Genomic DNA, 26,502 nt, shown 5'->3' on the forward strand with positions numbered 1-26,502 from the left:
CGAGACTCTAGCCCAGCGCGGGCCACCGCCCTCGGTGCCGGGTGCGCATAGGACGACTCCCCCGGAGCCGGTGGAAGTCCACTCACCCCAGGAAGCTCAGCCGCACCTGGCGGTCGGGGTTGTCCTTGTTGGTGTCCACCAGGCACACGGACTGCCAGGTGCCCAGCTCCAGGCGTCCGTCCACGACCGGCAGCGTCGCGTGGGGCGGGACGAAGGCCGGGAGGACGTGGTCGCGGCCGTGGCCGGGGCTGCCGTGCCGGTGCTGCCAGCGGTCGTCGGCGGGGAGGAGGGTGTGCAGCGCGGCCAGGAGGTCGTCGTCGCTTCCGGCCCCCGTCTCGATGATCGCGATCCCGGCCGTGGCGTGCGGGACGAAGATGTTCAGGAGGCCGCCGCGTCCGGCGGCCACTTCACGCAGGAACGCCTCGCAGTCCCCGGTCAGGTCGACGACCCTCTCCCGGGAGCCTGAGGTGACGTGCAGAACTCGGGTGGTGAACGCATCTGACATGCCACCATCCTGACCCATGCACCGGGTACCGCGTCCGATCTCACAGCGGAACCGGGAAGATCCACGCCGGCCCTTCTGTTGGTCGAGGCGTGAACAGCTTGCGTGAGGTCGAGGTGGTCGTCATAGGCGCCGGCCAAGCGGGTCTGGCCGCCGCCTACCACCTGCGGCGCACCGGTTTCGAGCCGGAGCGCGACTTCGTGGTGCTCGACCACGCCCCCGCCGCCGGCGGTGCCTGGCAGTTCAGATGGCCCTCGCTGACGTACGGCAAGGTGCACGGGATGCACGCGCTGCCCGGCATGGAGCTGACCGGCGCGGATCCCGCCCGACCGTCGTCCGAGGTCGTCGGCGAGTACTTCGACGCCTACGAGCGCGCCTTCGACCTGCGCGTACGGCGTCCGGTCGATGTACGGGCGGTGCGTGAGGGCAGCGGTGGGCGGCTGGTGGTGGAGACCTCGGACGGTACGTGGTCCACGCGGGCCCTGATCAACGCCACCGGCACCTGGGACCGGCCGTTCTGGCCGCGCTACCCCGGCCAGGAGACCTTCCGCGGCCGGCAGCTGCACACCGCGCGGTATCCGGGCCCCGAGGCGTTCGCCGGGCTGCGGGTGGTCGTGGTGGGCGGTGGCGCCTCCGGCACCCAGCACCTGCTGGAGATCGCGCCGTACGCGGCGCGGACCACGTGGGTGACGCGGCGGCCCCCTGTATTCCGCGAGGGGCCCTTCGACGAGGGCGCGGGCCGCGCCGCCGTAGCGCTCGTGGAGGAGCGGGTGCGGCAGGGGCTGCCGCCGAAGAGCGTGGTGTCCGTGACGGGGCTGCCGCTCAACGACGCGATCCGGCAGGGGCTCGCCGACGGGGTGTTGGACCGGCTGCCCATGTTCGACCGGATCACTGCGGACGGCGTGGAGTGGGACGACGGGCGGCGGGTCGCCGCCGATGTCATCCTGTGGGCGACCGGTTTCCGGGCCGCCATCGACCATCTCGCGCCGCTGCGACTGCGTGAGCCGGGCGGCGGGATCCGGGTCGAGGGCACGCGTGCCCTGGCCGATCCCCGGGTCCACCTCGTCGGCTACGGGCCGTCGGCCAGCACCATCGGCGCCAACCGGGCCGGCCGCGCGGCCGTGCGGGACATCCGGCGGCTCCTCGCGGAGGCCCCGGTCGCCGCCTGATGCCCCGCGGGGTCACCCGGCCGCGGCCGACTGGCTCTTCGGGCTCTGCCCTCGCGACGACGGGCTCACCGGGCTCTGCTGGTTCCGGTTGAACTCGGCGACGTTGCGCTGGTGTTCCGCGTAGCTCGCCGTGAAGCGCGTGTCGCCCGGCTTGACGGTGACGAAGTACAGCCAGTCGCCCGGGGTGGGACTGGCGGCCGCGCGCATCGCCTCCTCACCGGGGTTGTCGATCGGCGTCGGCGGCAGGCCCATGCGCTGGTAGGAGTTGTAGGGGCTCTCGACACGGGTGTCGGTCTCCGTCGTCCTCAGCGTGAAGCGGTTCAGCGCGTAGTTGATGGTGGAGTCCATCTGCAGCGGCATCCCGCGCTCCAGGCGGTTGAACACGACCCGGGCCACCTTGCCCATGTCCGCCTTGGTGGCGGCCTCGGCCTGCACGAGGCTGGCGATGGTGACCGCCTGATAGACGTTCATGGCGTTGCGCTGGGCGCCGGCCGCCGTCGGCCCCGCGTTGAACTTCTTGTTGGCGGTGTCGACCATGTAGGAGAGCAGCGTCTGCGGCGTCGCCTTCTTGTCCAGCGGATACGTCGCCGGGAAGAGGTAGCCCTCAGGGTTGCCCTCGGCCTCGTTCGGCAGCTTCAGCCCGGCCTTCGGCAACGCCTTCCTGGTGGTGCCGGCCGGCAGGGCGAGCGCCTTGTCGACGGCCTCGTAGACCTGGCTCGCGCGCCAGCCCTCCGGGATGACCAGGGTCGCCGGCTTCGGCTTCTCCTTCGGACTCTCCAGGCTCAGCAGCGGCACCGCCACGGCGGTGCCGGCCACGACGGCTCCGGTCGCGATGAGGACGAGACGGCCCCGGCGCGTCAGTCGAATCGTGCTCCGTGGCGGAGTGTTCATCTGCATGCGGGCACGGTAACCCTCATATCGTCACAAACCCGGCACAACTTGCCATACTTTCATCTTGTCGGCTCCAGACGGGCGTCCCGTCGCACCAGGGCCGCGTACCGCCCGTTCCGCTCCAACAGCTCCTCGTGCGTGCCCCGTTCGGCCACCTGGCCGGAGTCGAGCACGACGATCTGGTCGGCACCCCGAATGGTGGACAGCCGATGGGCGATGGTGAGCGTGGTGCGGTTGGCCGAGAGCGCGTCGATGGCGTCCTGGACGGCCTGCTCCGTGCGGGTGTCGAGGGCGCTGGTCGCCTCGTCGAGGATCAGCACCGGCGGGTCGCGCAGGATGGTGCGGGCGATGGCCAGCCGCTGCTTCTCACCACCGGAGAACCGGTGGCCGCGCTCACCGACGACCGTGTCGTAGCCGTCGGGCAGGCCCGCGATGTGGTCGTGGATCTGCGCCGCCCGGGCGGCGGCGTGCAGTTCCTCGTCGGTCGCGTCCGGCTTGGCGAAGCGCAGGTTGTCGGCGACCGTGGCGTGGAAGAGGTACGTCTCCTGCGAGACGACGCCGACCGCGCGCGCGAGGGTGTCGAAGTCGAGGTCACGGACGTCGACGCCGTCGAGGGTGACCCGGCCGCCCGTCACGTCGTACAGGCGCGGCACGAGGTAGCCCAGCGTGGACTTGCCGGCGCCGGTCGGGCCGACCACCGCGAGGCTGCCGCCGGCGGGGACGTCGATGTCGACGCCGTCGAGAACGGGCCCGCCCTTGTCGTCGTACCGGAAGGAGACGTCCTCGAAGCGGACCTCGCCCTTGATCTGGTCGAGACGGACCGGGTTCTCGCGCTCGGTGATGTCGATGGGCAGGTCGAGGTACTCGAAGATGCGCTGGAAGAGGGCGAGGGAGGTCTGGATCTGCACGCCGGTCGACAGGAGGCTGACGGCCGGGCGGAACAGGCCCTGCTGGAGCGAGACGAAGGCGACGATCGTGCCGAGGGAGACGTCGGAGCCACCGAACTGGAGGGCCAGGCCGGCGGTCCAGTAGATGAACGCCGGCATGGCGGACATGACGATCCCGATCACGGCCATGCGCCAGCGCCCGGCCATGTTCGACCGCACCTCGAGGTCGACCAGCTGCTCGGACTCGTCGGCGAAGGACCGCGTGAGGGAGTCGGAACGGCCCATGGTGCGGCCGAGCAGGATGCCGCTGACCGACAGCGACTCGGTGACCGTGGCGGCCATCGCGGCCATCTGCTTCTGCCGCTGGGTGGTGATCTTCTTGCGTTCGTTGCCGACGCGACGGCTGATCCACACGAACACCGGCAGCAGGAGCAGCGAGACGACGGTCAGCCGCCAGTCGAGGGCGACCATCGCGATGACGGTGGCGACCACGCTGGTGAAGTTGGAGACCAGGGAGGTGGCGGTGGAGGTGACCGTGGCCTGCATGCCGCCGATGTCGTTGGCGATGCGGGACTGGACCTCGCCGGTACGCGTGCGCGTGAAGAAGGCGAGGGACATCCGCTGGAGGCGGTCGTAGACGGCCGTCCGCAGGTCGTGCATGACGCGCTGGCCGACGGTCGTGGAGATCAGGGTCTGCAGGACGCCGAAGACACCGCTCAGAACGGCGCTGAGGATCATGCCGAGGGCGAGGAGCGTCAGCAGGCCGGTGCGCCCCTCGGGAATGGCGACGTCCAGCGTCTCCTTCAGCAGGAACGGGGTGGCGACGGCGACCAACGAGGCGGCGGCGACCAGCAGGCCGACGACCGCGAGGCGGGCACGGTAGGGCTTGAAGAGCGTGAGGATGCGGCGCACCTGCCGGGGCTGTTCGGTCGAGGTGCCGGGCGAGGGGGTCCAGTCGATGTGGTCGCGGGGCATGGCTCCTACGGAGGGTGAGACGATGAGGACTGACGGAGCATAGCTCATTGTTACCTATACTCACAATGAACGGCGTCCTGATATTGTTCCCGTATGACCACCCCCGATTCCGACAGTCTGCTCGCCGAGCAGCTGCTGCGGCTCACGCGCCGGGTGCACCGCATCCAGAAGCACCATCTGGAGCGGAGCGGGCTCGGTGTCACCCCGGCCCAGGCCCGGTTGTTGCGCACGCTGGCGCACTGCGACTCGCCGCCGCGCATGGCCGACCTCGCCGAGCGGCTCGAGGTGGTGCCCCGGGCCATCACGACCCTGGTCGACGGGCTGGAGGGGAGCGGCAAGGTGCGGCGGGTGCCGGACCCCACCAACCGGCGGGTGATCCGGATCGAGCTCACGGAGGACGGCCGCAAGGCACTGCGGCAGCTGCGGGGAGCACGTGTGTCCGCCGCGGAGGAGATCCTCGATCCGCTGACGGACCTCGAACGCCAGGTGCTGAGCGGGTTGCTGGACGCACTGGTGGACGGGCCCCCGGAACGGGGAGCGAAGCATGAACACGGTCCCGGCCAGGGACATGACCAGGGGCAGATGCATGGCCACGGGCAGGGGCACGGGCCCGAGCACGGGCACGGACGAGGGCAGGAACGCGACTGCTGAACCCGCGAGAACGGGCCGTGGCCGCCGCTCCGTTGCCGGAGGGGCGACCACGGCCCGGTGACGCGTCCGCGCAATCCGGTCAACCGGTCTCGGCGGCGGTCTCCTCCGCCGGTCCGGACCCGAGCCCGGCCCCGGACCCGGCGGAGACGACCACCGGAACCCCGGCCGCCGCTTCCGAACCCGCCGGACCCGCCGGACTCGCTGCACTCGCTGCACTCGCTGCACTCGCCGGACCCTCCGACCGCTCGGAGCCTTCCGGTCGCTCGGAGCCTTCCGACTTCGCGGGACCGTCCCACTCCTCGCCCGCCATGGCGACGGTCTCGCCGTCCAGGACCTTCCTGGCCCGCTCCAGGTCCAGCGCGCCCTCCCAACGGGAGACGGCGAAGACCGCCACGCAGTTGCCGAGGAGGTTGGTGACGACGCGCATCGAGTCCATGATGCGGTCCACGCCCAGCAGCAGGGCGACGGCTCCGGCGGGGATGGCCCCCAGCGAGGAGGCGGTCGCGGACAGGGCGAGGAAGGCCGAGCCGGGGATGCCGGCCATGCCCTTGCTGGTGAGCATGAGCACCAGGACCACGGTGATCTGCTGGCCCAGAGTGAGGTCCACGCCCACCGCCTGGGCGATGAACAGGGTGCCGATGGACAGGTAGAGCGAGGCACCGTCGAGGTTGAAGGAGTAGCCGGTGGGCAGCACCAGGCCCACGGCGTCGTCGCGTGCGCCGGCCCTGCGCAGCTTCTGCATCACGCGCGGCATGACGGACTCGGTGGAGGCGGTGCCGAGCGCGAGGAGCATCTCCTCACGGATGTAGCGCAGGAACTTCCACAGGCTCAGGCCGGTGACCAGCCGGAGGGCGACGGCGAGCAGCGTGACGAACAGGGCGGCGGCCACGTAGCACAGGGCGATCAGCTTGCCGTAGGTCTCGATGACGCCCAGGCCGTAGTTGCCGATCAGGACGGCCATCGCGCCGAACACGGCGATCGGCGCCAGCCGCATGACGAAGCCGACGATCGCGAAGATGATCTCCTGAGCCTGCTCGACGGCCGGCAGGACCTTCGGCACCTTGGTGTGGCCGAGGTGCAGCAGCGCGGCGCCCACCAGACAGGCCAGGATGAGCACCTGGAGCAGGGAGTTCTCCGCGAAGGCGCCGACGAAACTGGTGGGCAGCGCGTTCACGACGAACTCGGTCGTCGAGGGCAGTGAACCGCCGCCCGTCTTCGCGTCGACCGCCGAGGTGTCCAGCGTGGAGGGGTCGACGTTCATCCCCGAGCCGGGCTGGACGATGTTGGCGGCGAGCAGCCCGATGACCAGCGCGAGCGTGCTCGCGACCTCGAACCAGATCAGGGCCTTGAGCCCGATCCGGCCGAAGGCCGTGAGGTCACCGGCCCTGGCGATGCCGACGACGACCACACAGAAGACCAGGGGCGAGATGATCGTCTTGATGAGCCGGGTGAAACCGTCGCCGAGCGGTTGGAGGTCCGTGGCCACGTCGGGCCACAGCTTTCCGACGACGATTCCGAGGACGAGCGCGCAGGCGACCTGCGCGAAGAGTGAGGTACGCAGTATGCGTGCGACGCGTCGCGGCAGGGACGGGACGGACGGCGGCACGGGCACTCCTTGGGGGATGTCGGCACACGGAAGCCCTGACGGGGACGGACAGGACTTCTGCGATGCGGAAAGCGGCTTCCGTTGCGATCACTGTGGAGGTGCCGTTGATCGCGCACGAGACCTGCGCGTTTCCGCCGTGTAAATCCCGCCCCGGGTGACGCGTCGCACGCGTTCGCCTCAGCAGCCTCCGTGATCCTCGGTCAGCACCCCCTGCACCGTGGTCAGTCGCCGGTCGTGGCAGCCCGCCGAGCCGTACAGCCGGTAGCGCTCGCTCGTCGTGCCGACGGCATGGCGCTGGTCCCGGGGCACGTTGACGGTGAAGGTGGCATCACCCGTGTAGGTGTCGTCGAGCCGTGCCCACGACGTGCGGCGGCCGTTCCGGACCGTCAGGGAGCCGGCCCGGTCGCCGAGGGTCAGCACGGTGCGGAGCCGGTCGTCCGCGCCGAGGGTGGTGGTGCCGTTCATCGTGTAGGTCCGGTGGGTGCGCGTCGTCCGGGACGACCCGCGGCCGTCGACGGTGACCGATTCCTCGTCCGTCCAGGTGGCGTCGAGGCCGTCCACGGACTCACCGTCGGTCCAGCGGTGCGCGGAGGTGTTCGCGAGGGCGCGGGTGACGGTGGTGCGCACGCGTCCGTGCGAGGTGTCGAGGTACCCGGCGACGGTCAGACGGTGCCCGCCCTCGGTGTCGACGCGGTGCTCCGTGCCGGGCGTATAGGTGGCGGAGTCGGTGAGCGCACCAGCTTCGTGCGTCAGGAGCCCGCCGCCGACGACGGACTTCCCCGGGTCCTGCCAGACAAGCACGTTGACGGGTGTGCTCCAGCCGCTCTGCCCCTCGGACACCCCGACGACGGACACCTCCACGCGGTGCGGACGGCCGTCGTCGAGGATCCCGGCGAAGGGGGTCAGGTCGTACTCGATCGGCTTGATGTCGAAGGCACGGGGACCCGGAACCACGTACCAGAGAAAGGGGTTGGACCAACCGCCGGTCCAGACGGTCGGGAAGGGGGCGGCGATTCCCGCCAGTTGCCCGTCGACCTCGACCTGCACCTCCCGATAGGGCCCGTCGTCCGACCGGCAGGAGTACGGCGCGGTCGCGGGCACCGTCAGATACCAGTACTCCTCGCACCCGCCGCCGGAGCCGGTGGCGTAGACCTCGGCGACGACGCGCTCACTGTTGCGGGGCGTGGTGAGGGTCGTGCCGCCCGGGCCGTCGGCCGGGGTGAGGACCCGATCGGGAACGGCGGCGGGCGGTTTTCCCTGGTAGAAGGTGAGCGTCACCTTGACGTCGATCACGCCCGTGTAGGTGTCGTCGACGACGTTGCCGATGAGCATCTCCACGTCCCGGGCGGAGCGGAACGTGTCGGCGTAGCGGGTGACGTCCTTCTCGACGGACCACTCGATCCCGTCGGGCGACGGCTCGGGCGTCGAGGTACGGAAGATCTCCACGCCTCCGAGGTGCAGATAGCCGAGCCGGTCGAACTGCCGCCCCTTGACCTTGCCGTCGAGGCGCAGCACCACCTTGCTCCAGCGGTCGCCACAGCCGTCCGGCGGGGTGTACGAGCCCCGGTACGGCGTGAAGTCGCGGAACTGCGCCTCGGCGACGGTGACCTGGCAGCTCTTGGCATGGGGCCGGGTCACGGGCGGGGCGGCGGTGAGGGGGTCGTGCCAGTCGGAGCCGAACTCGGCGGGGACCTCGACCGAAGCGGACGCGGACGCCGACACGGTCCCGGACGCAGGCTCAGACACTGCTCCGGACGCCGACACGGTCCCGGACGCGGACCCGAACTCGGACACAGACGCAGACGCAGACGCAGACGCAGACGCAGACGGTGGATACGGCGAGGACGCGGCGGCGTCCGCACGCGCCGTGCCGCTGTCCCCCAGGACGGTGCTCGCCAGGAGGATCGCTCCGGAGAGCATGGACATGATGATCCGGCTTCTCATGGCCGGTGTTCTACGGGGAGTCGACCGTTCCCCGCAATGACGCCTCCCTCGCGAAAGCTAGGCCTTCAGCGCGTCCCTGTCCCCCATGACCACCACGGGATGCCGATCCGGGTCGAGCGTGCGCAGCAGGTGTTCCATCGCCGCCCGGGACAGGCTGACGCAGGCCGACGTACCGCTGCCGTGGTCCATGTGCAGCCAGATCCCCCCGCCCTTCCGCTCACCCTCGGGCCGTGTCGGATCGTCGGGCGGGGCACCCTTGACCCGGTTGTAGTCGATGGCGATGACGTAGTCGAAGTCGTGCCAGTGCGATCTCGCCCACCAGCGCGGCGCCGCGAAGGATGCCGAGCGCGTGTACGGCAGCCTGGTACCGGGATCGGCCAGGACACCGCCCGCGTCGGTGAGCGTGAACACGCCGACCGGACTGCGGTTGTCGCCTGCGCGGTGCTCGGTGGTCCAGCCCTTCTTGCCGTTGTGCCCCTGCCAGCTCCGGACGCGCTCCCAGGCCGGTCCCCTTCTGACGTAGAGCACGACGGTGGCGTCCGCGGAGTCCTTCCCGTCGCCGTACACCGCCACAACCTGGCGGGAAACAGCGGGGATCCGCCGTTGCAGCCGGTCACCGACCCCGGGGACCCCGGCCGTCGGGGCGGCGCTCGGTGAGGGCCCGCCTCTCCTGCCGGCCGCTCCCGACGTACCGTCACTCCCGTGTTGCGCGGCGGCCCCACCGCACGCGGACAGGGCCGCGAGCAGCAGGCCGCAGATCACCGGCGCGGTCCCCGCGCGCCGCACACAGCCATGTCCCATCGGCCCATGCTCGCACCACTTTCCGGGCGTCAGCGGCAGGTTCCGGACATCCGGGCCGTGTCGGACAGCTGCCGGATCCGGCCGCCGCCAAGGAAAACCGGTTGATTTTGACCACGCCGCGACGCGAACCTTGCACGGTTTGTTGCCGCTCCCCGCGGACCTTCCCGCTCGTCCGTCCGCACCTCCCCCGCTCTGTCTCCCCCTCTCCTTCCCCCCTCCCCCCGCCCTCTCCCCCCTCCCCTGACTCGAGCCACTGGGACGTCATGCAGATCCAAGACCTTCCGTACCCCGACCCGGGTGTGCCGGACGCACGCTCGGGACCCCGCTTCCTGTGGTGGCTCGGCCGCAATCAGCTGGGCGGCCAGCTCAAGTCCCTGGCCTGGGGGCTGCTGCACTTCGTCGCCGTCTCGGCGCAGCCGTTCTGCGTCGGGTTCGCCATCGAGGCCGTCGTGGACCGTTCCGGTACCCGGCTCGCCCTCACCGGGTGCGTGATGGCCCTGTGCGGTGCCGCCACCGCGATCGGGGACACCTTCCTGCACCGCGCCGCCGTCACCAACTGGATCACCGCCGCCGCCCGGGTGCAGCAACTGCTCGCCCGCAAGGCCTCGCAGCTCGGCTCCGCGCTGACCCGCCGGGTCGCGGCCGGTGAGGTCGTGGCCGTCTCCACGGGCGACGTCGAGAAGATCGGCTGGCTGGTGGAGGCCGTGTCCCGCTTCACCGCCGCGGCTCTCACTGTCCTGCTGGTCTGCGTCGGCCTGGTCGTCTACCAGCCGGCGCTCGGCCTGGTGGTCGCCGTGGGTCTGCCCGTTCTCGCGCTCGCGGTACTGCCCCTGCTGCCCCCGGCGACCCGACGGGCCGACGTACAGCGCGAGAAGGCCGGACGCGCCACCGAACTCGCCTCCGACACGGTCGCCGGCCTGCGGGTGCTGCGCGGGATCGGCGGCGAGGAACTGTTCCTCGACCGGTACCGCAGCGCCTCGCAGGAGGTCCGGCACGCGGCCGTGCGCAGCGCCCGCATGTGGTCGTTGATCAGCGCCATCCAGGTGCTGCTGCCCGGCCTGCTGCTGATCACGGTCGTCTGCTACGGCGTCCACCTGGCCCGCGAGGGCCGCATCACCGTCGGCGAACTGGTCACGGTCTACAGCTCCGTCATGGTTCTCGCCTATCCCCTCAGGCACTTCGAGGAGATCGCGATGGCCTACTCCTTCTCGCGCCCGTCGGCCAAACGCGCCGCCCGGGTGCTGTCCCTGGAACGGGTCACCGACATCGGCGGCTCGCGCGCGGCCCACGCTCCCTCGGGCGACCTGTACGACCCCGCCACCGGGCTGCTCGCCCCGACCGACCGGCTCACCGCGGTGGTGTGCGGCGACCCGGACGCGGCCGGACGGCTGGCGGAGCGGCTGGGCGGGCATCCCCCGGAGGACAGCCCTTCCGTGCTGCTCGGCGGGGTCCCGCTGAACGAGCTGCCGCTGGACTCCGCGCGCACCTCGGTCCTCGTCCAGGACAAGGACCCGGTGCTGCTGTCCGGTTCCCTGCGCGACCTGCTCGACGTGCCCGCCTCGGGTGCGGTCGACGCGGGTGCGGCGCTGGCCGCCGCCCAGTGCGGGGACGTCCTCGACGCACTGGTGCAGGGTTCGCTGGACGCCGACGACCCGATGGACGCCCGTATCACCGAGCGCGGCCGGTCCCTCTCCGGCGGCCAGCGGCAACGGCTCGCGCTGGCCCGCTCCCTGTACACGGACCCCGAGGTCCTCGTCCTGGACGAACCCACCTCCGCGGTCGACTCGCACACCGAGGCACGGATCGCCGAGGGGCTGCGCGAACTGCGGTCGGGGCGCACGACGGTGGTGTTCACCTCGTCCCCCCTGCTGCTGGACCGCGCCGACCGGGTCGTGCTGGTGCACGAGGGCGAGGCCGTCGCGGTCGGCGTGCACCGCGAACTGCTCCGCTCCGAGCCCCGGTACCGGGCCGTCGTGACCAGGGAGACCGAGGAGGAAGCCGCGCTGGGCGGGGTCCTGAAGGACGAAAAGCCCTCCCTGAGCGGGGTGTTGAAGGACCTGGAAGACAAGCGACTCGAAGAGATCGAACGCGAAGAGATCGAGGAGACCGCATGATCGGCGTGGCGCCGCCCGCGTACGACCCGGCGGCACCGACGACGGCGAACACGCTGCCCGTCGGCGCCCCCGCGACCGTCCGCGCCTACGTGGCCGAACTCCTGCGCCGGCACCGCCGCGCCTTTCTTCTCCTCCTGCTCGTGAACACGGTCGCCACGGTCGCCTCGATGGTGGGTCCCTGGCTGCTCGGTGACCTGGTGGAGCGGCTGTCGGACGGCGCCCGCGAACTTCACCTGGGGCTCGTCGCCACCCTGTTCGTACTCGCCTTGGTCGTCCAGGCCGCCTTCGTACGGCAGGTGCGGCTGCGCGGCGCGATGCTCGGCGAGCGGATGCTGGCCGACCTGCGCGAGGACTTCCTCGTACGTTCGGTGCGGCTGCCGCCGGGTGTGCTGGAGCGAGCCGGGACCGGCGACCTGTTGTCCCGCATCACCACGGACATCGACCGGCTGGCCAACGCCATGCGCGAGGCCGTGCCCCAGCTGACGATCGGCGTGATGTGGGCGCTGCTGCTGCTCGGCGGGCTCGTCGTCACCGCGCCGCCGCTGGCGCCGGCCGTCCTGGTCGCGGTGCCGCTGCTGGTGGCCGGGTGCCGCTGGTACTTCAAGCGGGCGCCCGCCGGCTACCGCTCGGAGGCCGCCGGCTACGCGTCCGTGGCCGCCGCCCTCGCCGAGACCGTGGACGCCGGCCGCACCGTGGAGGCCCACCGGCTGGGCGACCGCCGCATCGCGCTCTCGGAGCAGCGCATCCGGCAGTGGACCGCCTGGGAGCGGTACACGCTGTGGCTGCGGTCCGTGCTCTTCCCGGTCATCAACATGGTGCACGTCACCGTGCTCGGCTCGGTCCTCATGCTCGGCGGGGCGTTCGTGCTGCAGGGCTGGATCGGGGTGGGCCAGCTGACGACGGGCGCGCTGCTGGCGCAGATGCTGGTCGACCCGGTGAACCTCATCCTGCGCTGGTACGACGAGCTCCAGGTGGCGCAGGTGTCGCTCGCCCGCCTCGTCGGAGTGCGTGACATCGAGCCGGACGGCGGGGACTCCGGGCTCGTGCCGGACGGGCGCGACGTGCACGCCGACCAGGTCCATTTCGGCTACCGGGAGGGCGTCGACGTGCTGCGCAAGGTGACCCTGGAGGTCTCCCCCGGCACCCGGCTGGCCCTGGTCGGACCCTCGGGGGCGGGCAAGTCCACCCTGGGACGGCTGCTCGCGGGGATCTACGCGCCGCGCGACGGCCGGATCACTCTCGGCGGCGCCGAGCTGTCCCGGATGACCGCGGAACGGGTCCGCTCCCATGTGGCGCTCGTGAACCAGGAGCACCATGTCTTCGTGGGCTCGCTGCGCGACAACCTGCGGCTCGCCCTTCCTCACGCGCGACTCCACCCGAGCGAGGAAGCCGCCACGGCCGGCGGGGAAGCCGCCACGGCTTCGACGACCGCGGAAGGCGCTGAGAACACGACAAGCGCCAAGAGCGCCGAGAGTGCCGAGGAGGCCGAGCTGTGGGCGGCCCTGGGCGCGGTCGACGCGGACGGCTGGGCCCGGGCCCTGGACGACGGCCTCGACACCGAGGTCGGCTCCGGCGGTGTCGCGCTCACCCCCGCGCAGGCCCAGCAGATCGCCCTGGCCCGGCTGGTCCTGGCCGACCCCCACACGCTGGTCCTGGACGAGGCGACCTCGCTGCTCGACCCGCGTGCCGCCCGCCACCTGGAACGGTCCCTGGCCCGCGTCCTGGACGGGCGCACCGTCGTCGCCATCGCCCACCGTCTGCACACCGCCCACGACGCCGACGTCATCGCCGTCGTCGAGAACGGCCGTATCAGCGAGCTGGGCAGCCACACCGAGCTGGTCGCGGCGGACGGCGCGTACGCGGCCCTCTGGCGCTCGTGGCACGACTGAGGAGGAGCGAGACGGCGAGGACGGCCGGCAGACCCGCGCACGAGGCGCGAGACCACCGGCGTCCGCGCCGTTGTTCCGGCGGGCGCGGCTGACTGATCCGGTGCGTGCGCCGACGCCGATGCACAGCTTGGTGCGGGGGCCTGGGCCGACGCCGGTGTCCGGCCCGGTGCCAGAGCCCGTGCCGCCGCCCGTGGCAGCGTCCCGGGCGATGCCTGGACCGGTGCCGCCGCCGGTGCCCTCGGCTGCCCTCTCGCCGGGGGTGCGAGCCGCGTGCCCGGGGGCGGGGGCGGACTCGGGTCGCGGCCCTCGCGACCGGGTGGAAGCGGCCCTGCCCGGCCTTCGTACGCCCTCTGGCGTTGCGCGGTCCCGAAGCGGAGTGGAACGCTGGAAAGCGGCACCCGCGCGGAAGGCAGTCGGGATCCCTCCGGAACACACCGCGCTCGACCGGTGCCCCGTGCGGCGGCACCCCGCCGCCGACCGCGATGAGTACGGGGCCGTCACCCCCTGGAGGTACCCGTGAACAGTGCCGACGGATGGGGGGACGACGTCTACCAACCCGACGCGTCCGACATCCAGGAAGACTCGGGACTGCTCGATGCCGAGGACACGCTGGAGAACGACGGCGTCCAGGACCCCCTCGACCGCGGGTGGTCCCCGCCGGACCGCCCCTGGGCGGTGGAACACGACGGTGTGACCGCCGCGGAGCGCCGGCAGGGCGAGAGCCTCGACCGGCGGCTCGCGGAGGAGGTCCCGGAGACGGACGCGCCGGACGGTGACGGTCTCGGCGATTGCGACGGCACCGACGGGGAACTCCTCGACAACGAGGTCGGCTCCGCTCGCTCCGGAAGGCTCGTGGCGCCGGACGAGGGAGCCCACGAGGACGAGGAGAGCGCACTGATCGCCACGGACGTGGGCATCGACGGCGCGGCGGCCTCCGCGGAGGAGGCCGCGATGCACATCGTCGACGAGGACGCCGTCTCCGGCTGACCCCGCCGACGAGGCTGACCCGGCTGACCCGCGCACGGCGGCCTCGGCCGTTTCCGACCCGTCGCCGTCGCCATCGCCGCAGTCTCCGTCTCCGTCGGCAGCGCCATCGCCGCCGTCGCCATCGCACAAGGAGCCCTCATGCAGCAGGACAAGCAGCCCGACTACCACGCGGTCGTGTTCCGCGACCGGACCGCCGGTTACGCCTTCCTGACCCGGTCCACGGCCGGCAGCGATCAGACCATCGAGTGGGACGACGGGGAGACGTACCCGGTCGTGGACGTGGAGATCTCCTCCGAGAGCCACCCCTTCTACACCGGCAAGGCCCGCACCGTGGACGCGGAGGGCCGGGTCGCCCGCTTCGAGCGGCGCTACGGCGACGGCGGGGCGATGACCTGAACCGGTGCGATGACCTGAACCGGTGCGATGACCTGAGCCGGTGCCGTCGCCACCGACGACGGCTGCCGCCGGATCACTCGTCAGATGTAGTTGAGAGCGGCCGCGCCGCCCACTCCCCCGAGCAGCATGAACACCGGCATCAGCACCTTCAGCTCGACCCAGCTGCCGGCCCGGAACCGCATCACCTTGGGCGGACCGATCGGGTACCAGCGCTTGCGCCCGATCGGGATGGGCCACAGGACCGGGCAACCCGAGACGGTCAGGGCGTCGCCGATGTCGTGCACCAGGGCGCCCAGAACGATCGGCAGTCCCAGCCACAGGTACTGCTGGCCGGGGTCCGTGAACAGCCAGTCCGAGCCGTTGCCGGGCTTGTCCAGGACACCGGCGAGGATCCAGGCGCTGGTGGCGGCCAGCAGCCACACCAGCACATCGCTGCTGGATCCCCGGGCCGCCCGCCACAGCAGCCCCTCGATCGCCAGCACCATGTGTACGAAGAGGAGCGCCAGGACCGCCCAGCGGCCACCGGTGATCGCCAGCGCCGAGGCGCCTCCGCCGATCATGACGGCCCAGAGCCAGGTGTGCGTCAGGGTCCGGTGACCTCCGGAGCGGCGCGGGTCGCCCTGCTTCCTGGTCCCCTTGTAGACGGCGTAGGAGAGCTTGTCGACGATCTCGCACAGCCAGCGCGAGACGGGTCCGAAGGCCCGCGAGATGGTGGCCGCCTTGTGGTCGAGGTCCGGGGCGAGCGCGGCTCCGGCGCAGATCAGCGCACCCGCGAGCAGGACCGGCCAGGGCATCGTGTGCCCGGCCGCGGCGGCGGCCGCACCGACGCCGAGCCAGGCGGCCGCGCCCGACAGTGAGTGTGCTGGTCCCATCATGGCCGGTGCCCGCCCTATTCCTCGAATGCCGCTGTCCAGTTGACCGGGTGCGTTGACGCTCCGTCGGCGACACAGCGTAGCGGTCGTGATCTTCGGGCAGGCATCCGATTCCCCCATCAGGGACGAGGACAGGCAAGATGGGGGCGTGACCCTCATCGATCAGTTGCCTCCGACCGCAGATCCCGACGCCCTGTACGAAGCCTTCGAGTCCTGGGCGCAGGAGCGTGGTCTGACGCTCTACCCCCACCAGGAGGAGGCGCTGATCGAGGTGGTCTCCGGGGCGAACGTGATCGTGTCGACGCCCACCGGCTCCGGCAAGAGCATGATCGCGGCGGCTGCTCACTTCGCGGCTCTCGCCCGTGACGAGGTCACCTTCTACACGGCTCCGATCAAGGCGCTGGTGTCGGAGAAGTTCTTCGAGCTGTGCAAGATCTTCGGCACGGAGAACGTCGGCATGCTGACCGGCGACGCGTCGGTGAACTCCGACGCCCCGGTCATCTGCTGCACCGCCGAGGTGCTCGCCTCGATCGCGTTGCGCGACGGCAAGAACGCCGATGTCGGTCAGGTCGTCATGGACGAGTTCCACTTCTACGCGGAGGGCGACCGCGGCTGGGCGTGGCAGATTCCCATCCTGGAGCTGCCCCAGGCGCAGTTCGTGCTGATGTCGGCCACGCTCGGCGACGTCTCGTTCTTCGAGCAGGACCTCGCCCGGCGCACCGGCCGCCCCACGTCGGTGGTCCGCTCGGCGACGCGGCCGGTGCCGTTGTCCTACGAGTACCGGTACACCCCGATGACGGAGACGCTCAGCGACCTGCTGGTCACGAAGCAGGCGCCCGTCTACATCGTGCACTTCACGCAGGCGCAGGCGGTGGAGCGGGCGCAGGCGCTGATGAGCATCAACATGTGCTCGCGCGAGGAGAAGGAACGGATCGCCGGTCTGATCGGCAACTTCCGCTTCACCACGAAGTTCGGCCAGAACCTCTCGCGCTACGTGCGGCACGGCATCGGCGTCCACCACGCCGGCATGTTGCCCAAGTACCGGCGCCTGGTGGAGAAGCTCGCCCAGGCCGGCCTGCTGAAGGTGATCTGCGGTACCGACACCCTCGGGGTGGGCGTCAACGTGCCCATCCGGACCGTGCTGTTCACGGCGCTCACCAAGTACGACGGCAACCGGGTGCGTACCCTGCGGGCCCGTGAGTTCCACCAGATCGCGGGCCGGGCCGGCCGGGCCGGCTTCGACACGGCGGGTCTGGTGGTGGCGCAGGCCCCCGAGCACGTCATCGAGAACGAGAAGGCCCTCAACAAGGCCGGTGACGACCCGAAGAAGCGTCGCAAGGTGGTGCGCAAGAAGGCGCCCGAAGGATTCGTGGGCTGGGCGGAGAACACCTTCGACAAGCTCATCGAGTCCGAGCCGGAGCCGCTGACGTCCCGCTTCCGGGTCACGCACACGATGCTCCTGTCGGTGATCGCCCGGCCCGGCAACGCCTTCGAGGCCATGCGGCATCTGCTGGAGGACAACCACGAGCCGCGCAAGCAGCAGCTTCGGCACATCCGGCGCGCGATCGCGATCTACCGCTCGCTGCTGGACGGCGGGGTCGTCGAGAAGCTCGACGAACCGGACGCCTCCGGCCGGATCGTCCGCCTCACCGTGGACCTCCAGCAGGACTTCGCGCTGAACCAGCCGCTGTCCACCTTCGCGCTGGCCGCGTTCGAACTCCTCGACCCGGAGTCGCCCTCCTACGCCCTCGACATGGTCTCCGTCGTGGAGTCCACGTTGGACGACCCGCGTCAGATCCTGGCCGCTCAGCAGAACAAGGCGCGCGGTGAGGCGGTGGCCTTGATGAAGGCGGACGGCGTCGAGTACGAGGAGCGGATGGAGCGCCTCCAGGACATCACGTACCCGAAGCCCCTGGAGGAGCTGCTCTTCCACGCGTACGACACCTACCGCAAGAGCCACCCGTGGGTCGGCGACCATCCGTTGTCGCCGAAGTCCGTCATCCGTGACATGTACGAGCGGGCGATGTCGTTCACCGAGGTGGTGTCCCACTACGAGCTGGCCCGCACCGAGGGCATCGTGCTGCGTTACCTGGCCGGCGCCTACAAGGCCCTCGACCACACCGTCCCGGACGACCTCAAGTCGGAGGATCTCCAGGATCTGGTGGAGTGGCTGGGCGAGATGGTGCGCCAGGTGGACTCGAGCCTGCTGGACGAGTGGGAGCAGCTCGCCAACCCGGCGGAGATGACCGCCGAGGAGGCCCAGGAGAAGGCCGACGAGGTCAAGCCGGTCACGGCCAACGCGCGTGCCTTCCGGGTCCTGGTCCGCAACGCGATGTTCCGCCGTGTCGAGCTCGCCGCTCTCGACCACGTCGCCGAACTCGGTGAGCTGGACGGCGAGTCCGGTTGGGACGCCGACGCCTGGGGCGAGGCGATGGACAAGTACTGGGACGAGTACGACGACCTCAGCACCGGCCCGGACGCGCGGGGCCCCAAACTGCTCGTCATCCAGGAGGAGCCGCAGAACGCCCTGTGGCGGGTCCGCCAGATCTTCGACGACCCGAACGACGACCACGACTGGGGCATCAGCGCGGAGGTCGACCTCACGGCCTCCGACGCCGAGGGCCGCGCGGTCGTCCGGGTCACCGCCGTCGGCCAGTTGTGAGTACCGAAGAGGGCACAGGAGAAGCACACCGATGACGAATCCGGCCGAGAGGCTCGTGGATCTGCTCGACCTCGAGCAGATCGAGGTCAACATCTTCCGCGGCCGCAGCCCGCAGGAGTCCCTGCAACGGGTCTTCGGTGGCCAGGTGGCGGGCCAGGCGCTGGTCGCGGCCGGCCGGACCACCGAGGGAGACCGGCCCGTGCACTCGCTGCACGCGTACTTCCTGCGTCCGGGCAGGCCGGGTGTGCCGATCGTGTACCAGGTCGAACGGGTGCGGGACGGGCGGTCCTTCACGACCCGCCGGGTCACCGCCGTGCAGCAGGGGCGCACGATCTTCAATCTCACCGCCTCCTTTCACAAGCCTGAGGAAGGTCCTTTCGAGCACCAGCTGCCGCCGGCCCGCGAGGTCCCGGACCCGGAGTCCCTGCCGACGGTCGTCGAGGAGATCCGGAAGCATCTGGGCGAGCTGCCCGAGCAGCTGGAGCGGATGGCGCGCCGTCAGCCCTTCGACATCCGGTACGCGGACCGGTTGCGCTGGAGCGTCGACGACGTCAAGGAGGCGGAGCCGCGCAGCGCGGTGTGGATGCGCGCCGTCGGGCCGCTGGGCGACGATCCGCTGGTCCACACCTGCGCGCTCACCTACGCCAGTGACATGACTCTCCTGGACGCCGTCCGTCTCCCCGTCGAGCCCTTGTGGGGTCCGCGGAACTTCGACATGGCGTCGCTGGACCACGCGATGTGGTTCCACCGGCCGTTCCGCGCGGACGAGTGGTTCCTGTACGACCAGGAGTCGCCGATCGCGACCGGCGGGCGCGGGCTGGCCCGCGGGCGGATCTACGACCTGGAGGGGCGCCTGCTGGTGTCCGTCGTCCAGGAGGGGTTGTTCAGGGCGCTGTAGGTCCGGCGCGTCACCCGCTTCGGCGGCGTAGCCAGGTCAGCAGTCCGCGGGTCGACCGGTCGCTCCCGTCGGGCCGGTCGGGCCGGTCCGGCGGCCCGACCGGGGGCGTCGGGGCCGGTTTCCACGCGGGCCGTGGCGCGGGCTGCTCGGCCCGTGCCTCGTCCAGGGTCCGTTCCAGGTCGTACCTCAGCCAGTCGATCTCGTCGGGGTCGTCGGCTGTCATGATCTTCTCCACGCGGTGCGCGGCCGGCGTGCCGGGGGTGCCCTGGGCGGGCGGCCGGGGCCGGAACCTGTTCAGGTGGGAGCGTTCGTAGGGGTCCTCGACGACCGCCGCGACCTGGAGGGGGTCGAGGAATCCGGCCAGGACTCCGGCGCGTTGCCAGGGGCCGTCGGCCTGTCGGTGCAAGAAGCCCAGGTGGCGTCCCCGCCAGTTCCGGGGCCGCAGGTCGACACCCGCGTCCAGTTGGCTTCGCAGCACATCGGGGGTGCGACCGGTCAGCAGGAAGGCGTTGGTCCCGTCGGCGGCGAACTGCTTGATCTCGTCGGCGAGATAGAGCCAGACGACGACCCGATAGCGGTTGAGGTAGAAGCGGACGGGTACCACGAGCCCCAGCCTCGCGAGGCGGGTGAACCGGGCCGGGGCAACGCCCATGAGGGCGGCGGCTTCGCCGGTGCCCACGGCCAGCACGCTCGCGCGCAGTGCCTCGGGGAACCCAGGGTCCGAGCGCAGACGTTCGATCTCCGTCCAGGGCACCCGGCGGCCTCCGCCGCCTTCGTCGGGCATGGTCCTGATGCGCCCGAGGTGCACGCCGAGGTCGAACTCGCTCCGCTTCAGACCCAGTTCCCGCGCTGCCCGGCTCGGCGTGCAGGAAGCGGAATGCGGTCGCGTGACGGTGTTGCCGGACATGGTCGTCTCCCCCGTGGAGTGAAGTGGAGTGCAGCAGGCCCGCACGGTCGGCGGTGGCCTCGGAAAAAACCGTAGCCGGGATCGCCGACATCGGGGCGAGCCTGTGGACAACTCCGCGGAGGAAGGTGAAAACGCAGGTCAGAGGTCTTCGAGTGGTGCACGGTCGGGCTGCCGGGCGTCCACGGTGAGGTGCTCTCCGACCCGGTTGACGAGCAGGGTCATCTCGTAGGCGATCTGGCCCATGTCGGCTTCCGCCCCGCTGAGCACGCACAGACAACTGCCGGTGCCCGCGGCGGTGACGAACAGCACGGCGTCGTCGAACTCGATCATCGTCTGACGGACTTTGCCCGCGCTGAAGTGACGCCCCGATCCCTTCGCCAGGCTGTGCAGTCCCGACGAGACGGCGGCGAGGTGCTCCGCGTCCTCCCGGAGCAGTCCCGCGCTCGCGCCCGCCACCAGCCCGTCGTTGGACAGAACGAGTGCGTGGCGTACGTGGTCGACGCGCTCCGTCAGGTCGTCCAACAGCCAGCCCAGCCCCTGGTTCTGCGCCATGTCCCACTCCCCGTGTGACGTTCCCCGTGTGACCCTCCGCCTCGCCGGAGAATCTGCCCGCCAGCCTTCCCCAGGAGCGGCCGCGGGAGCAAGGAGGATGGCGGCATGGCACAGAAGATGACCGATGAGGAATGGCGGGCCTTCGTCACGCACGGGACCCGCACCGCGAAGCTGTCCACCGTGCGCGCCGACGGAAGTCCGCATGTGGCGCCGGTCTGGTTCCTGCTCGACGGGGACGAGGTGGTGTTCAACACCGGTAAGGAAACGGTGAAGGGGCGCAATCTGGCGCGGGACGGCCGGGTCGCCCTGTGCATGGACGACGACCGGCCGCCTTTCGACTACGTGGTGCTGAGGGGACGGGCCCGCATCTCGGAGGACCTCGACGAGGTCCGGCACTGGGCGACGCGTATCGCCGCGCGGTACATGGGCGAGGAGCGCGCCGAGGAGTTCGGTGCCCGAAACGGGGTTCCGGGCGAACTGCTCGTCCGTGTCGCCATCGACAAGGTTCTGGCGCAGAGGGACATCGCGGACTGACGGGGCCGACGTGGGCCGGGTCAGCCCACGGAGTCGAGCAGCCGGGCGGTGTGCATCCGCCCGGCGTACTCGACCAGCCGGATCAGCACCTCCTTCCCCGAGTCGCGGTCCCGGGCGTCGCACAGGACTACGGGGGTGCCGCTGTCGAGGTCGAGGGCGCGCGAGACGTCCTGGGCGCCGTATGTCCGCGTGCCCACGAAGCAGTTGACGGCCACCACGAACGGGATGTGCCGGTGCTCGAAGTAGTCGACCGCGGGGAAGCAGTCCTCCAGACGCCGGGTGTCGGCGAGGACCACCGCGCCCAGGGCTCCCTGCGACAACTCGTCCCACAGGAACCAGAAGCGGTCCTGGCCGGGGGTGCCGAACAGATAGAGGGAGAGGCCGGAACGGATGGTGATCCGGCCGAAGTCCATGGCGACGGTCGTCGTGACCTTCTGGTCCACGCCGTCGGTGTCGTCCACCGACTGTCCGGCCGCGCTGAGCAGTTCCTCGGTGCGCAGCGGCTTGATCTCGCTGACCGCGCCCACCATGGTGGTCTTGCCGACGCCGAATCCGCCGGCGACCAGTATCTTCAACGCCAGGGGAGCCGTGTCGCCGCCCGTGGTGTCGGAGTGTTCGGAGACCATGGATCACTTCTCTCGGGAGTGTCGGCAACGGTCGAGGTCGGTACGGGGGCGCCGCGGCCCGCCGCGGCGGTCGCGGGGGGCTTCGGCGCCGGAGTGCGAAGTCAGCATCATGACAACCGCGGCCCCTTTGCGAGGGCTTCGACCGCTATCTGCCCGATGTGACCGCCTCTTGTGTGTTCGGTGTCCGAAGACGCGCACGAGTCGGTGTGCGGTGGGTCCGTACGCGTCCGGGTCCGTCCGGAGGTTCGTCTACAGCGCTCGCAACCCCTCGATCACCTCGCGCAGAATCCGTTCGTCGGGCAGTTGCGCGGGCGGGACCGGGCGGCTGACGGTGACGCAGCCGAGTTCCAGCAGGTCTCCGAGGAGCACCCGCACCACGCCCACGGGAAGGTCCGCGCCCGCCGAGAGTTCGGCGACGGACTGGGTCTCCGTGCGGCAGAGACCCAGGAGGGCGCGGTGTTCCGGTCCGAGCGCCATGCCGTCCGTGCTCGGCGCACCCGGATCCAGGGTGACCAGGGCGATCAGGTCGAAGCGCACTCCGGTGGGTCCCGGCTTGGTGCGCCCGCCGGTCATGGCGTACGGGCGGACGAGCGGTCCGGCCTCGTTGTCGTACCACTGGCTGCCCAGCTCGCGCGGGGTGGCGGTCGTGTCCTCGGTCATCTGCGTGGGTCGCTCTCTGGCCTCATCCGGCGGCGGGCGGGCGCCCGGCGAGCCGAGGTGCCGTGTAGAGGTGCTCGCCGACCCGCTTGACCAGGCGCGCCATCTCGTACGCGACGAGGCCGATGTCGGCGGTCACGGCGGTGAGGACGGCCAGGCAGGAGCCGTCGCCCGCGGCGGCCACGAACAGGAAGCCGTCGTCCATCTCCACCATGGTCTGGCGCACTCCGCCGGCGCCGAAGTGGCGGCCCGCGCCCTTGGCGAGGCTGTGGAAGCCTGAGGCGACGGCGGCGAGGTGTTCGGCGTCCTCCCTCCTGAGGTCGGTCGAGGCACCGACGGCGAGTCCGTCGTTGGACAGCACCACGGCGTGCCTCACCTCGCTCACGCGCATCACCAAGTCGTCCAGCAGCCAGTCGAGTTCGCCGGACCGCTGGGCCGGCCTCGTGCTCGGGTCCTGGATCATCTGGGGTCTCCTTCGCTGCTGTCGCCGCCCGGTTCGGGTTCGGGAGCGGCTCCGTGGCCGGGCTGTCTGCCGCCGCCGCGTGCCCAGCCCTCCCGGTACGCGGACATCCGGTCCCGTACGAGCTCGGGGGTGCGCCCTTCGTCGCCGCGCGGGCCGGGCGGCCGAACCGGCTCCTCGGCGGGTGTCCTGCGCAGTTGAGGGGCGAGGTTGGCCTGCCGCACCCGGCGCGGGAGGTCGTCCGACCCTTCGGCGTCGTCCGGGGGACGGTGCAGGCGCAAGGCGGTGACTCCGGGAGGCTGGGGGTCGGCGGCGGCCGGTTCGGCGGCCTCCGGTTCGGCGGCGGCGCGTACGGAGGCGGCTCGTACGGAAGCGGGCCGTACCGGGGCCACCAGCGCGGGGCGGTCGGCGGAGGCGGGGACGGCTTCCTGACGCGGGTCGGCGGTGTGCCGGTCCGCGGCGGACACGCGCGCGTACACGCGTTCCGGGGGCCGCTGCCCGGTCTCCGTGACCTCGCCGGCGGAACGTTCCGGCTTGCCGCTGTGCAGCAGGGCCGTCGGCAGCAGGACCACCGCGGTGGTGCCGCCGTAGGGCGAGGTCCGCAGATGGACCTTGATGCCGTGACGGGCGGCCAGCCTGCTGACCACGAACAGGCCGAGCTGGTCGCTGTCGAACAGGTCGAGCGCCTCCGACTGCGCGATGCGCCGGTTGGCCTCGGTGAAGGTCTCCTTGCCCATGCCCAGGCCGCGGTCCTCGACCTCGACGGCGTAGCCGTTGCCGACGGGTTCGCCGGTGACCCGCACCCGTGTGTGCGGGGGTGAGAACTGGGCGGCGTTCTCGACGAGTTCGGCGAGCAGGTGGGTGAGGTCGGCGACGGCGGTGCCGATGACGGCTGCCTCCGGGAGCTGCCGTACCTCCACGCGCGCGTAGTCCTCGACCTCGGAGACGGCGGCGCGGACCACGTTGGTGAGGGACACCGGCATGCGCCAGGCCCGGCCGGGCGCCGCACCGGAGAGGATGATCAGGCTCTCCGCGTGGCGCCGCATACGGGTGGTGAGATGGTCGAGCCGGAAGAGGTCGCTCAGCTCGTTCGGATCGTCGGAACGGCGCTCCATGCTGTCCAGAAGGCTCAGCTGACGATGGACGAGGACCTGGCTGCGGCGGGCGAGGTTGACGAACACCCCGGAGATGCCGCTGGCGAGTTCGGCGCGTTCCACGGCGGCCCGCAGTGCCGCGCGGTGCACGGTGCCCAGGGCCTGGGCGACCTGACCGGTCTCGTCCTCGGCGGGAGGCCCCGGCGGCGCTTCGGCGCGGACGTCGATCTCCTCTCCGGCGCGCAGCTTCCGCATGGCTTCCGGGAGTTTGCGCCGGGCGATCTCCAGGGCGCTGTTGCGCAGGCTGACCAGCTCGACGACGAGTCCCCGGCCGATGCGCACGGAGATGACGAGCGAGGCGACGACGGCGGCGAGGCCGAGCAGGACGGCTGCGCCGGCCGACGTGAGCAGACCGCGGGTGAACGGGTCGGCGCGTTCGGCGACACCGCGTCCCGCGTCCGCCTCGATCGTGCGCATCCCGGTCTGCACGCGCGCGTGAGCCCTGTCCCAGATGCTCGCGGGGGCGGCGGCGAGCGCCTTCGCGCCGGGCCGGTCGGCGAGGGCCTTGTCCTCGGCGGCGTACAGGGCCGCGTAGGTGTTGCCGGCGGCGAGCCGCTGCCAGGCGGTGCGTTCGGGGCCGCGCAGGTCCGCGGCGGCCGATTCCGTCAGGGTACGGCGGGTGTCGACGGCGCCGGTGAAGAGCCGCAGGCGCTCCCCGTCGAGGCGTCCGGCGAGGCGCGCGCCGGCGAGCACGGCGCCCTCCTGGGCCAGTGCCTCCCCCGCGCGGGAGAACTCGAGCAGCACGCGCGCGTCCGAGCCGAGTTCGGCGTCCTGGACGCCGGAGAGGGCACCGCCGACCGAGAAGGCCGCCGAGATCGTGCTCGTGTACCGGCCGTACGTCTCCTCCCAGTCGGCGCGGCCGTCCAGGACCGCGGTCCGCAGCGAAGGGAGGCCCTCGGCCCCGGAGACGAACGTCTCGAGCCTCTGGGCGACTCCCTCCGGCAGGTCCTGGCCGTCGGCGACCGTGCTGTCGTCGCCGAGCCGCAGCCGTCCCACCGCGCGGTCCGTGCGTTCCGCGAGTGCCTTCAGGTCGCCGACCTGCCCGGGGGCGGGCTCCGTGGCGTAGCGCACGGCGGCCGCGCGCTCGGTCTGGAGGGCGGCCACCGCGGCTGCCACGGGGGCGCGGACCTGGGAGTCCACGCGCTGCAACTGGCGCAGCCCGGACACGTCCTGGGCGGTGCTGACGGTGGCGTACGCCCACAGGGCGAGCAGGGAGACGACCGGCACCATCAACAGGCAGACGATCTTCGCGCGTACGGTGCGCGGCTTGACGCGCCAGCGCTCCGCGCGCAGGGGTATCGCATCCGCGGGCGTGTCGGTCCGCTCGTCCGCGCCCTCGTCGGCGGGGGGCCCGGCGTGGGCGCGGCGGCCGCGTGTGGGGGGCGGCGCGTCGGCGCCTGCCGTGGGGGTCCTACGGGGTGTACGCATGGCCTCCTCGCTCGGAAGGGGTTCAGGGACGGGCGGGCCGGGTCAGACGGGCCGGGCCTGCTGTCGGACGGTGAGGCTGTCCACGGGCTGCTGGGCCGAGGCGGACGCCTCGCGCTCTCCCGTGGTGGGCGACAGCGCGACGAAGGCCGAGGTCAGGAAGAGATAGGAGCCGAGGCCGACGGCGAGGGGGAAGATGAACTGCATCGCCGAGGCCCCCGGCAGCGGCTCGCCGGAGGGCGTGACACGGACGCTCACCGCGAACATCGCGGTGTAGTGCATGCTGCTCACGGCCGCGCCCATGACGAGGGAGGCGAGGGTGACCGCGATCGGCGAACTGATGTTGAGCGCCGCCCAGAGGGCCGCGGTCGCCGCGACGACGGCGATCAGGACGGACAGTGCGACGCGTACGGGGTCGTAGGTCACGTCGGCGTGCAGCCGGACGGCGGCCATGCCCAGGTAGTGCATGCTGGCCACGCCCAGGCCGGTGGTGAGGCCGCCGATCAGCAACGCGCGCGTGCGGTCGCGGCTGTGGCCGACGGCGAAGACGCCGGCGCAGACGACGACCATGGCGACGAGAAGGCTGAGCACGGTCAGCGGAACGTCGTAGCGGATGTCGGTGCCGCTGACGGCGAAGCCGAGCATGGCCACGAAGTGCATGGTCCAGATGCCGGTGCCGATCGCCGAGGCGGCGGTGATCAGCCAGTTGCGGCGCGAGCGTCCGGTGGCGCCGAGTGCCCGCACGGTGCAGCGCAGCCCGAGGGCGGCGCCCAGGCAGGCCATGACGTACGACAGCACGGGGGTCAGCCAGCCGAAGGCGGCGTGGTCCAGGTGTCCCATGGCCACGGGACGCTAGTGGGGGCACAGGAGCACAAAGGGGGCGCATTTCGAAAGGTGTTGCAATGTGGCGCAGTAGTGCACCGGAACGATCGGGTCACGGTCG

The 26,502-nt window shown here is 71.5% G+C and carries 21 protein-coding genes and 2 pseudogenes; 9 read left to right on the forward strand and 14 right to left on the reverse strand.

Annotated elements, in window-relative coordinates; all coding sequences use genetic code 11:
- Positions 1 to 82: 82 nt before the first annotated feature.
- Positions 83 to 505 (reverse strand): YjbQ family protein, encoded by a 423-nt coding sequence (locus ASD48_RS32755; RefSeq protein WP_057605428.1) that lies wholly within the window; start codon positions 503 to 505, stop codon positions 83 to 85.
- 89 nt (positions 506 to 594) lie between these two features.
- Between ASD48_RS32755 and ASD48_RS32760 the strand changes: the two genes are divergently transcribed.
- Positions 595 to 1,671: an NAD(P)-binding domain-containing protein gene (locus ASD48_RS32760; RefSeq protein ID WP_057605429.1), complete on the forward strand. Its 1,077-nt coding sequence runs from the start codon at positions 595 to 597 to the stop codon at positions 1,669 to 1,671.
- A gap of 12 nt (positions 1,672 to 1,683) precedes the next feature.
- Here the strand turns inward: ASD48_RS32760 and mltG are convergent, their stop codons facing one another.
- The gene (gene mltG, locus ASD48_RS32765; RefSeq protein WP_057605430.1) at positions 1,684 to 2,568 is read right to left on the reverse strand and encodes an endolytic transglycosylase MltG; all 885 of its coding nucleotides are present in this window, start codon (positions 2,566 to 2,568) and stop codon (positions 1,684 to 1,686) included.
- 53 nt (positions 2,569 to 2,621) lie between these two features.
- Positions 2,622 to 4,424 (reverse strand): ABC transporter ATP-binding protein, encoded by a 1,803-nt coding sequence (locus ASD48_RS32770; protein WP_057605431.1) that lies wholly within the window; start codon positions 4,422 to 4,424, stop codon positions 2,622 to 2,624.
- A 93-nt stretch (positions 4,425 to 4,517) separates the two neighbouring features.
- On the opposite strand from ASD48_RS32770, the pseudogene ASD48_RS32775 reads away from it, so the two are divergent.
- Positions 4,518 to 4,958: pseudogene (locus ASD48_RS32775) on the forward strand (MarR family transcriptional regulator); the annotation flags it as partial.
- 196 nt (positions 4,959 to 5,154) lie between these two features.
- Here ASD48_RS32775 and ASD48_RS32780 read toward each other — a convergent pair.
- From ASD48_RS32780 to ASD48_RS32790, 3 genes and pseudogenes are all read right to left on the reverse strand, one after another.
- Complete coding sequence (locus ASD48_RS32780) at positions 5,155 to 6,681, reverse strand: cation:dicarboxylase symporter family transporter (RefSeq protein ID WP_057605433.1); 1,527 nt, start codon at positions 6,679 to 6,681, stop codon at positions 5,155 to 5,157.
- Between the two features lie 177 nt (positions 6,682 to 6,858).
- Positions 6,859 to 8,376: pseudogene (locus ASD48_RS32785) on the reverse strand (peptide-N4-asparagine amidase); the annotation flags it as partial.
- Positions 8,377 to 8,682: 306 nt separating this feature from the next.
- On the reverse strand, positions 8,683 to 9,426 hold the full coding sequence (locus ASD48_RS32790; RefSeq protein WP_057605434.1) for a L,D-transpeptidase family protein: 744 nt from the start codon (positions 9,424 to 9,426) through the stop codon (positions 8,683 to 8,685).
- Between the two features lie 263 nt (positions 9,427 to 9,689).
- Between ASD48_RS32790 and ASD48_RS32795 the strand changes: the two genes are divergently transcribed.
- From ASD48_RS32795 to ASD48_RS32810, 4 genes are all read left to right on the forward strand, one after another.
- Positions 9,690 to 11,540 (forward strand): ABC transporter ATP-binding protein, encoded by a 1,851-nt coding sequence (locus ASD48_RS32795; protein WP_057605435.1) that lies wholly within the window; start codon positions 9,690 to 9,692, stop codon positions 11,538 to 11,540.
- A complete protein-coding gene (locus tag ASD48_RS32800; protein WP_057605436.1) occupies positions 11,537 to 13,429 on the forward strand; it encodes an ABC transporter ATP-binding protein in 1,893 nt (630 codons plus the stop codon). The genes ASD48_RS32795 and ASD48_RS32800 overlap by 4 nt, the downstream gene beginning before the upstream one ends.
- A gap of 516 nt (positions 13,430 to 13,945) precedes the next feature.
- On the forward strand, positions 13,946 to 14,416 hold the full coding sequence (locus ASD48_RS32805; RefSeq protein WP_057605437.1) for a DUF5709 domain-containing protein: 471 nt from the start codon (positions 13,946 to 13,948) through the stop codon (positions 14,414 to 14,416).
- Positions 14,417 to 14,554: 138 nt separating this feature from the next.
- Positions 14,555 to 14,812: a type B 50S ribosomal protein L31 gene (locus ASD48_RS32810; protein ID WP_057605438.1), complete on the forward strand. Its 258-nt coding sequence runs from the start codon at positions 14,555 to 14,557 to the stop codon at positions 14,810 to 14,812.
- 80 nt (positions 14,813 to 14,892) lie between these two features.
- Here the strand turns inward: ASD48_RS32810 and ASD48_RS32815 are convergent, their stop codons facing one another.
- Positions 14,893 to 15,687, reverse strand: a complete 795-nt coding sequence (locus ASD48_RS32815) for a metal-dependent hydrolase (RefSeq protein WP_057605439.1) — start codon at positions 15,685 to 15,687, stop codon at positions 14,893 to 14,895.
- A 145-nt stretch (positions 15,688 to 15,832) separates the two neighbouring features.
- Here ASD48_RS32815 and ASD48_RS32820 point away from each other — a divergent pair, with 145 nt between their 5' ends.
- A complete protein-coding gene (locus tag ASD48_RS32820) occupies positions 15,833 to 18,346 on the forward strand; it encodes a DEAD/DEAH box helicase (protein WP_057605440.1) in 2,514 nt (837 codons plus the stop codon).
- 31 nt (positions 18,347 to 18,377) lie between these two features.
- The gene (locus tag ASD48_RS32825; protein ID WP_057605441.1) at positions 18,378 to 19,244 is read left to right on the forward strand and encodes an acyl-CoA thioesterase II; all 867 of its coding nucleotides are present in this window, start codon (positions 18,378 to 18,380) and stop codon (positions 19,242 to 19,244) included.
- Positions 19,245 to 19,254: 10 nt separating this feature from the next.
- On the opposite strand, the gene ASD48_RS32830 is transcribed toward ASD48_RS32825, so the two are convergent.
- Entirely contained in the window at positions 19,255 to 20,151 is an 897-nt protein-coding gene (locus ASD48_RS32830) for a DUF6397 family protein (protein WP_057605442.1), read from the reverse strand.
- Positions 20,152 to 20,289: 138 nt separating this feature from the next.
- A complete protein-coding gene (locus tag ASD48_RS32835) occupies positions 20,290 to 20,703 on the reverse strand; it encodes a roadblock/LC7 domain-containing protein (RefSeq protein ID WP_057605443.1) in 414 nt (137 codons plus the stop codon).
- 105 nt (positions 20,704 to 20,808) lie between these two features.
- Here ASD48_RS32835 and ASD48_RS32840 point away from each other — a divergent pair, with 105 nt between their 5' ends.
- Positions 20,809 to 21,237, forward strand: a complete 429-nt coding sequence (locus ASD48_RS32840) for a PPOX class F420-dependent oxidoreductase (protein ID WP_057605444.1) — start codon at positions 20,809 to 20,811, stop codon at positions 21,235 to 21,237.
- A 20-nt stretch (positions 21,238 to 21,257) separates the two neighbouring features.
- On the opposite strand, the gene ASD48_RS32845 is transcribed toward ASD48_RS32840, so the two are convergent.
- The 5 genes from ASD48_RS32845 to ASD48_RS32865 all read right to left on the reverse strand — a co-directional run bounded on the left by ASD48_RS32845 (position 21,258) and on the right by ASD48_RS32865 (position 26,399).
- Complete coding sequence (locus ASD48_RS32845; RefSeq protein WP_057605445.1) at positions 21,258 to 21,863, reverse strand: ATP/GTP-binding protein; 606 nt, start codon at positions 21,861 to 21,863, stop codon at positions 21,258 to 21,260.
- A 249-nt stretch (positions 21,864 to 22,112) separates the two neighbouring features.
- Positions 22,113 to 22,523: a DUF742 domain-containing protein gene (locus ASD48_RS32850; RefSeq protein ID WP_057605446.1), complete on the reverse strand. Its 411-nt coding sequence runs from the start codon at positions 22,521 to 22,523 to the stop codon at positions 22,113 to 22,115.
- Positions 22,524 to 22,545: 22 nt separating this feature from the next.
- Entirely contained in the window at positions 22,546 to 22,983 is a 438-nt protein-coding gene (locus ASD48_RS32855; protein WP_057605447.1) for a roadblock/LC7 domain-containing protein, read from the reverse strand.
- Positions 22,980 to 25,562 carry a nitrate- and nitrite sensing domain-containing protein gene (locus tag ASD48_RS32860; protein WP_057605448.1) on the reverse strand — a complete coding sequence of 861 codons (2,583 nt, stop codon included), beginning with the start codon at positions 25,560 to 25,562 and terminating at the stop codon, positions 22,980 to 22,982. Before ASD48_RS32860 ends, ASD48_RS32855 begins: the two co-directional genes overlap by 4 nt.
- Before the next feature lie 42 nt (positions 25,563 to 25,604).
- Positions 25,605 to 26,399: an MHYT domain-containing protein gene (locus ASD48_RS32865; RefSeq protein WP_057605449.1), complete on the reverse strand. Its 795-nt coding sequence runs from the start codon at positions 26,397 to 26,399 to the stop codon at positions 25,605 to 25,607.
- Between the last annotated feature and the right edge of the window lie 103 nt (positions 26,400 to 26,502).

The organism is Streptomyces sp. Root1310 (assembly GCF_001426425.1).
GTDB lineage: Bacteria > Actinomycetota > Actinomycetes > Streptomycetales > Streptomycetaceae > Streptomyces.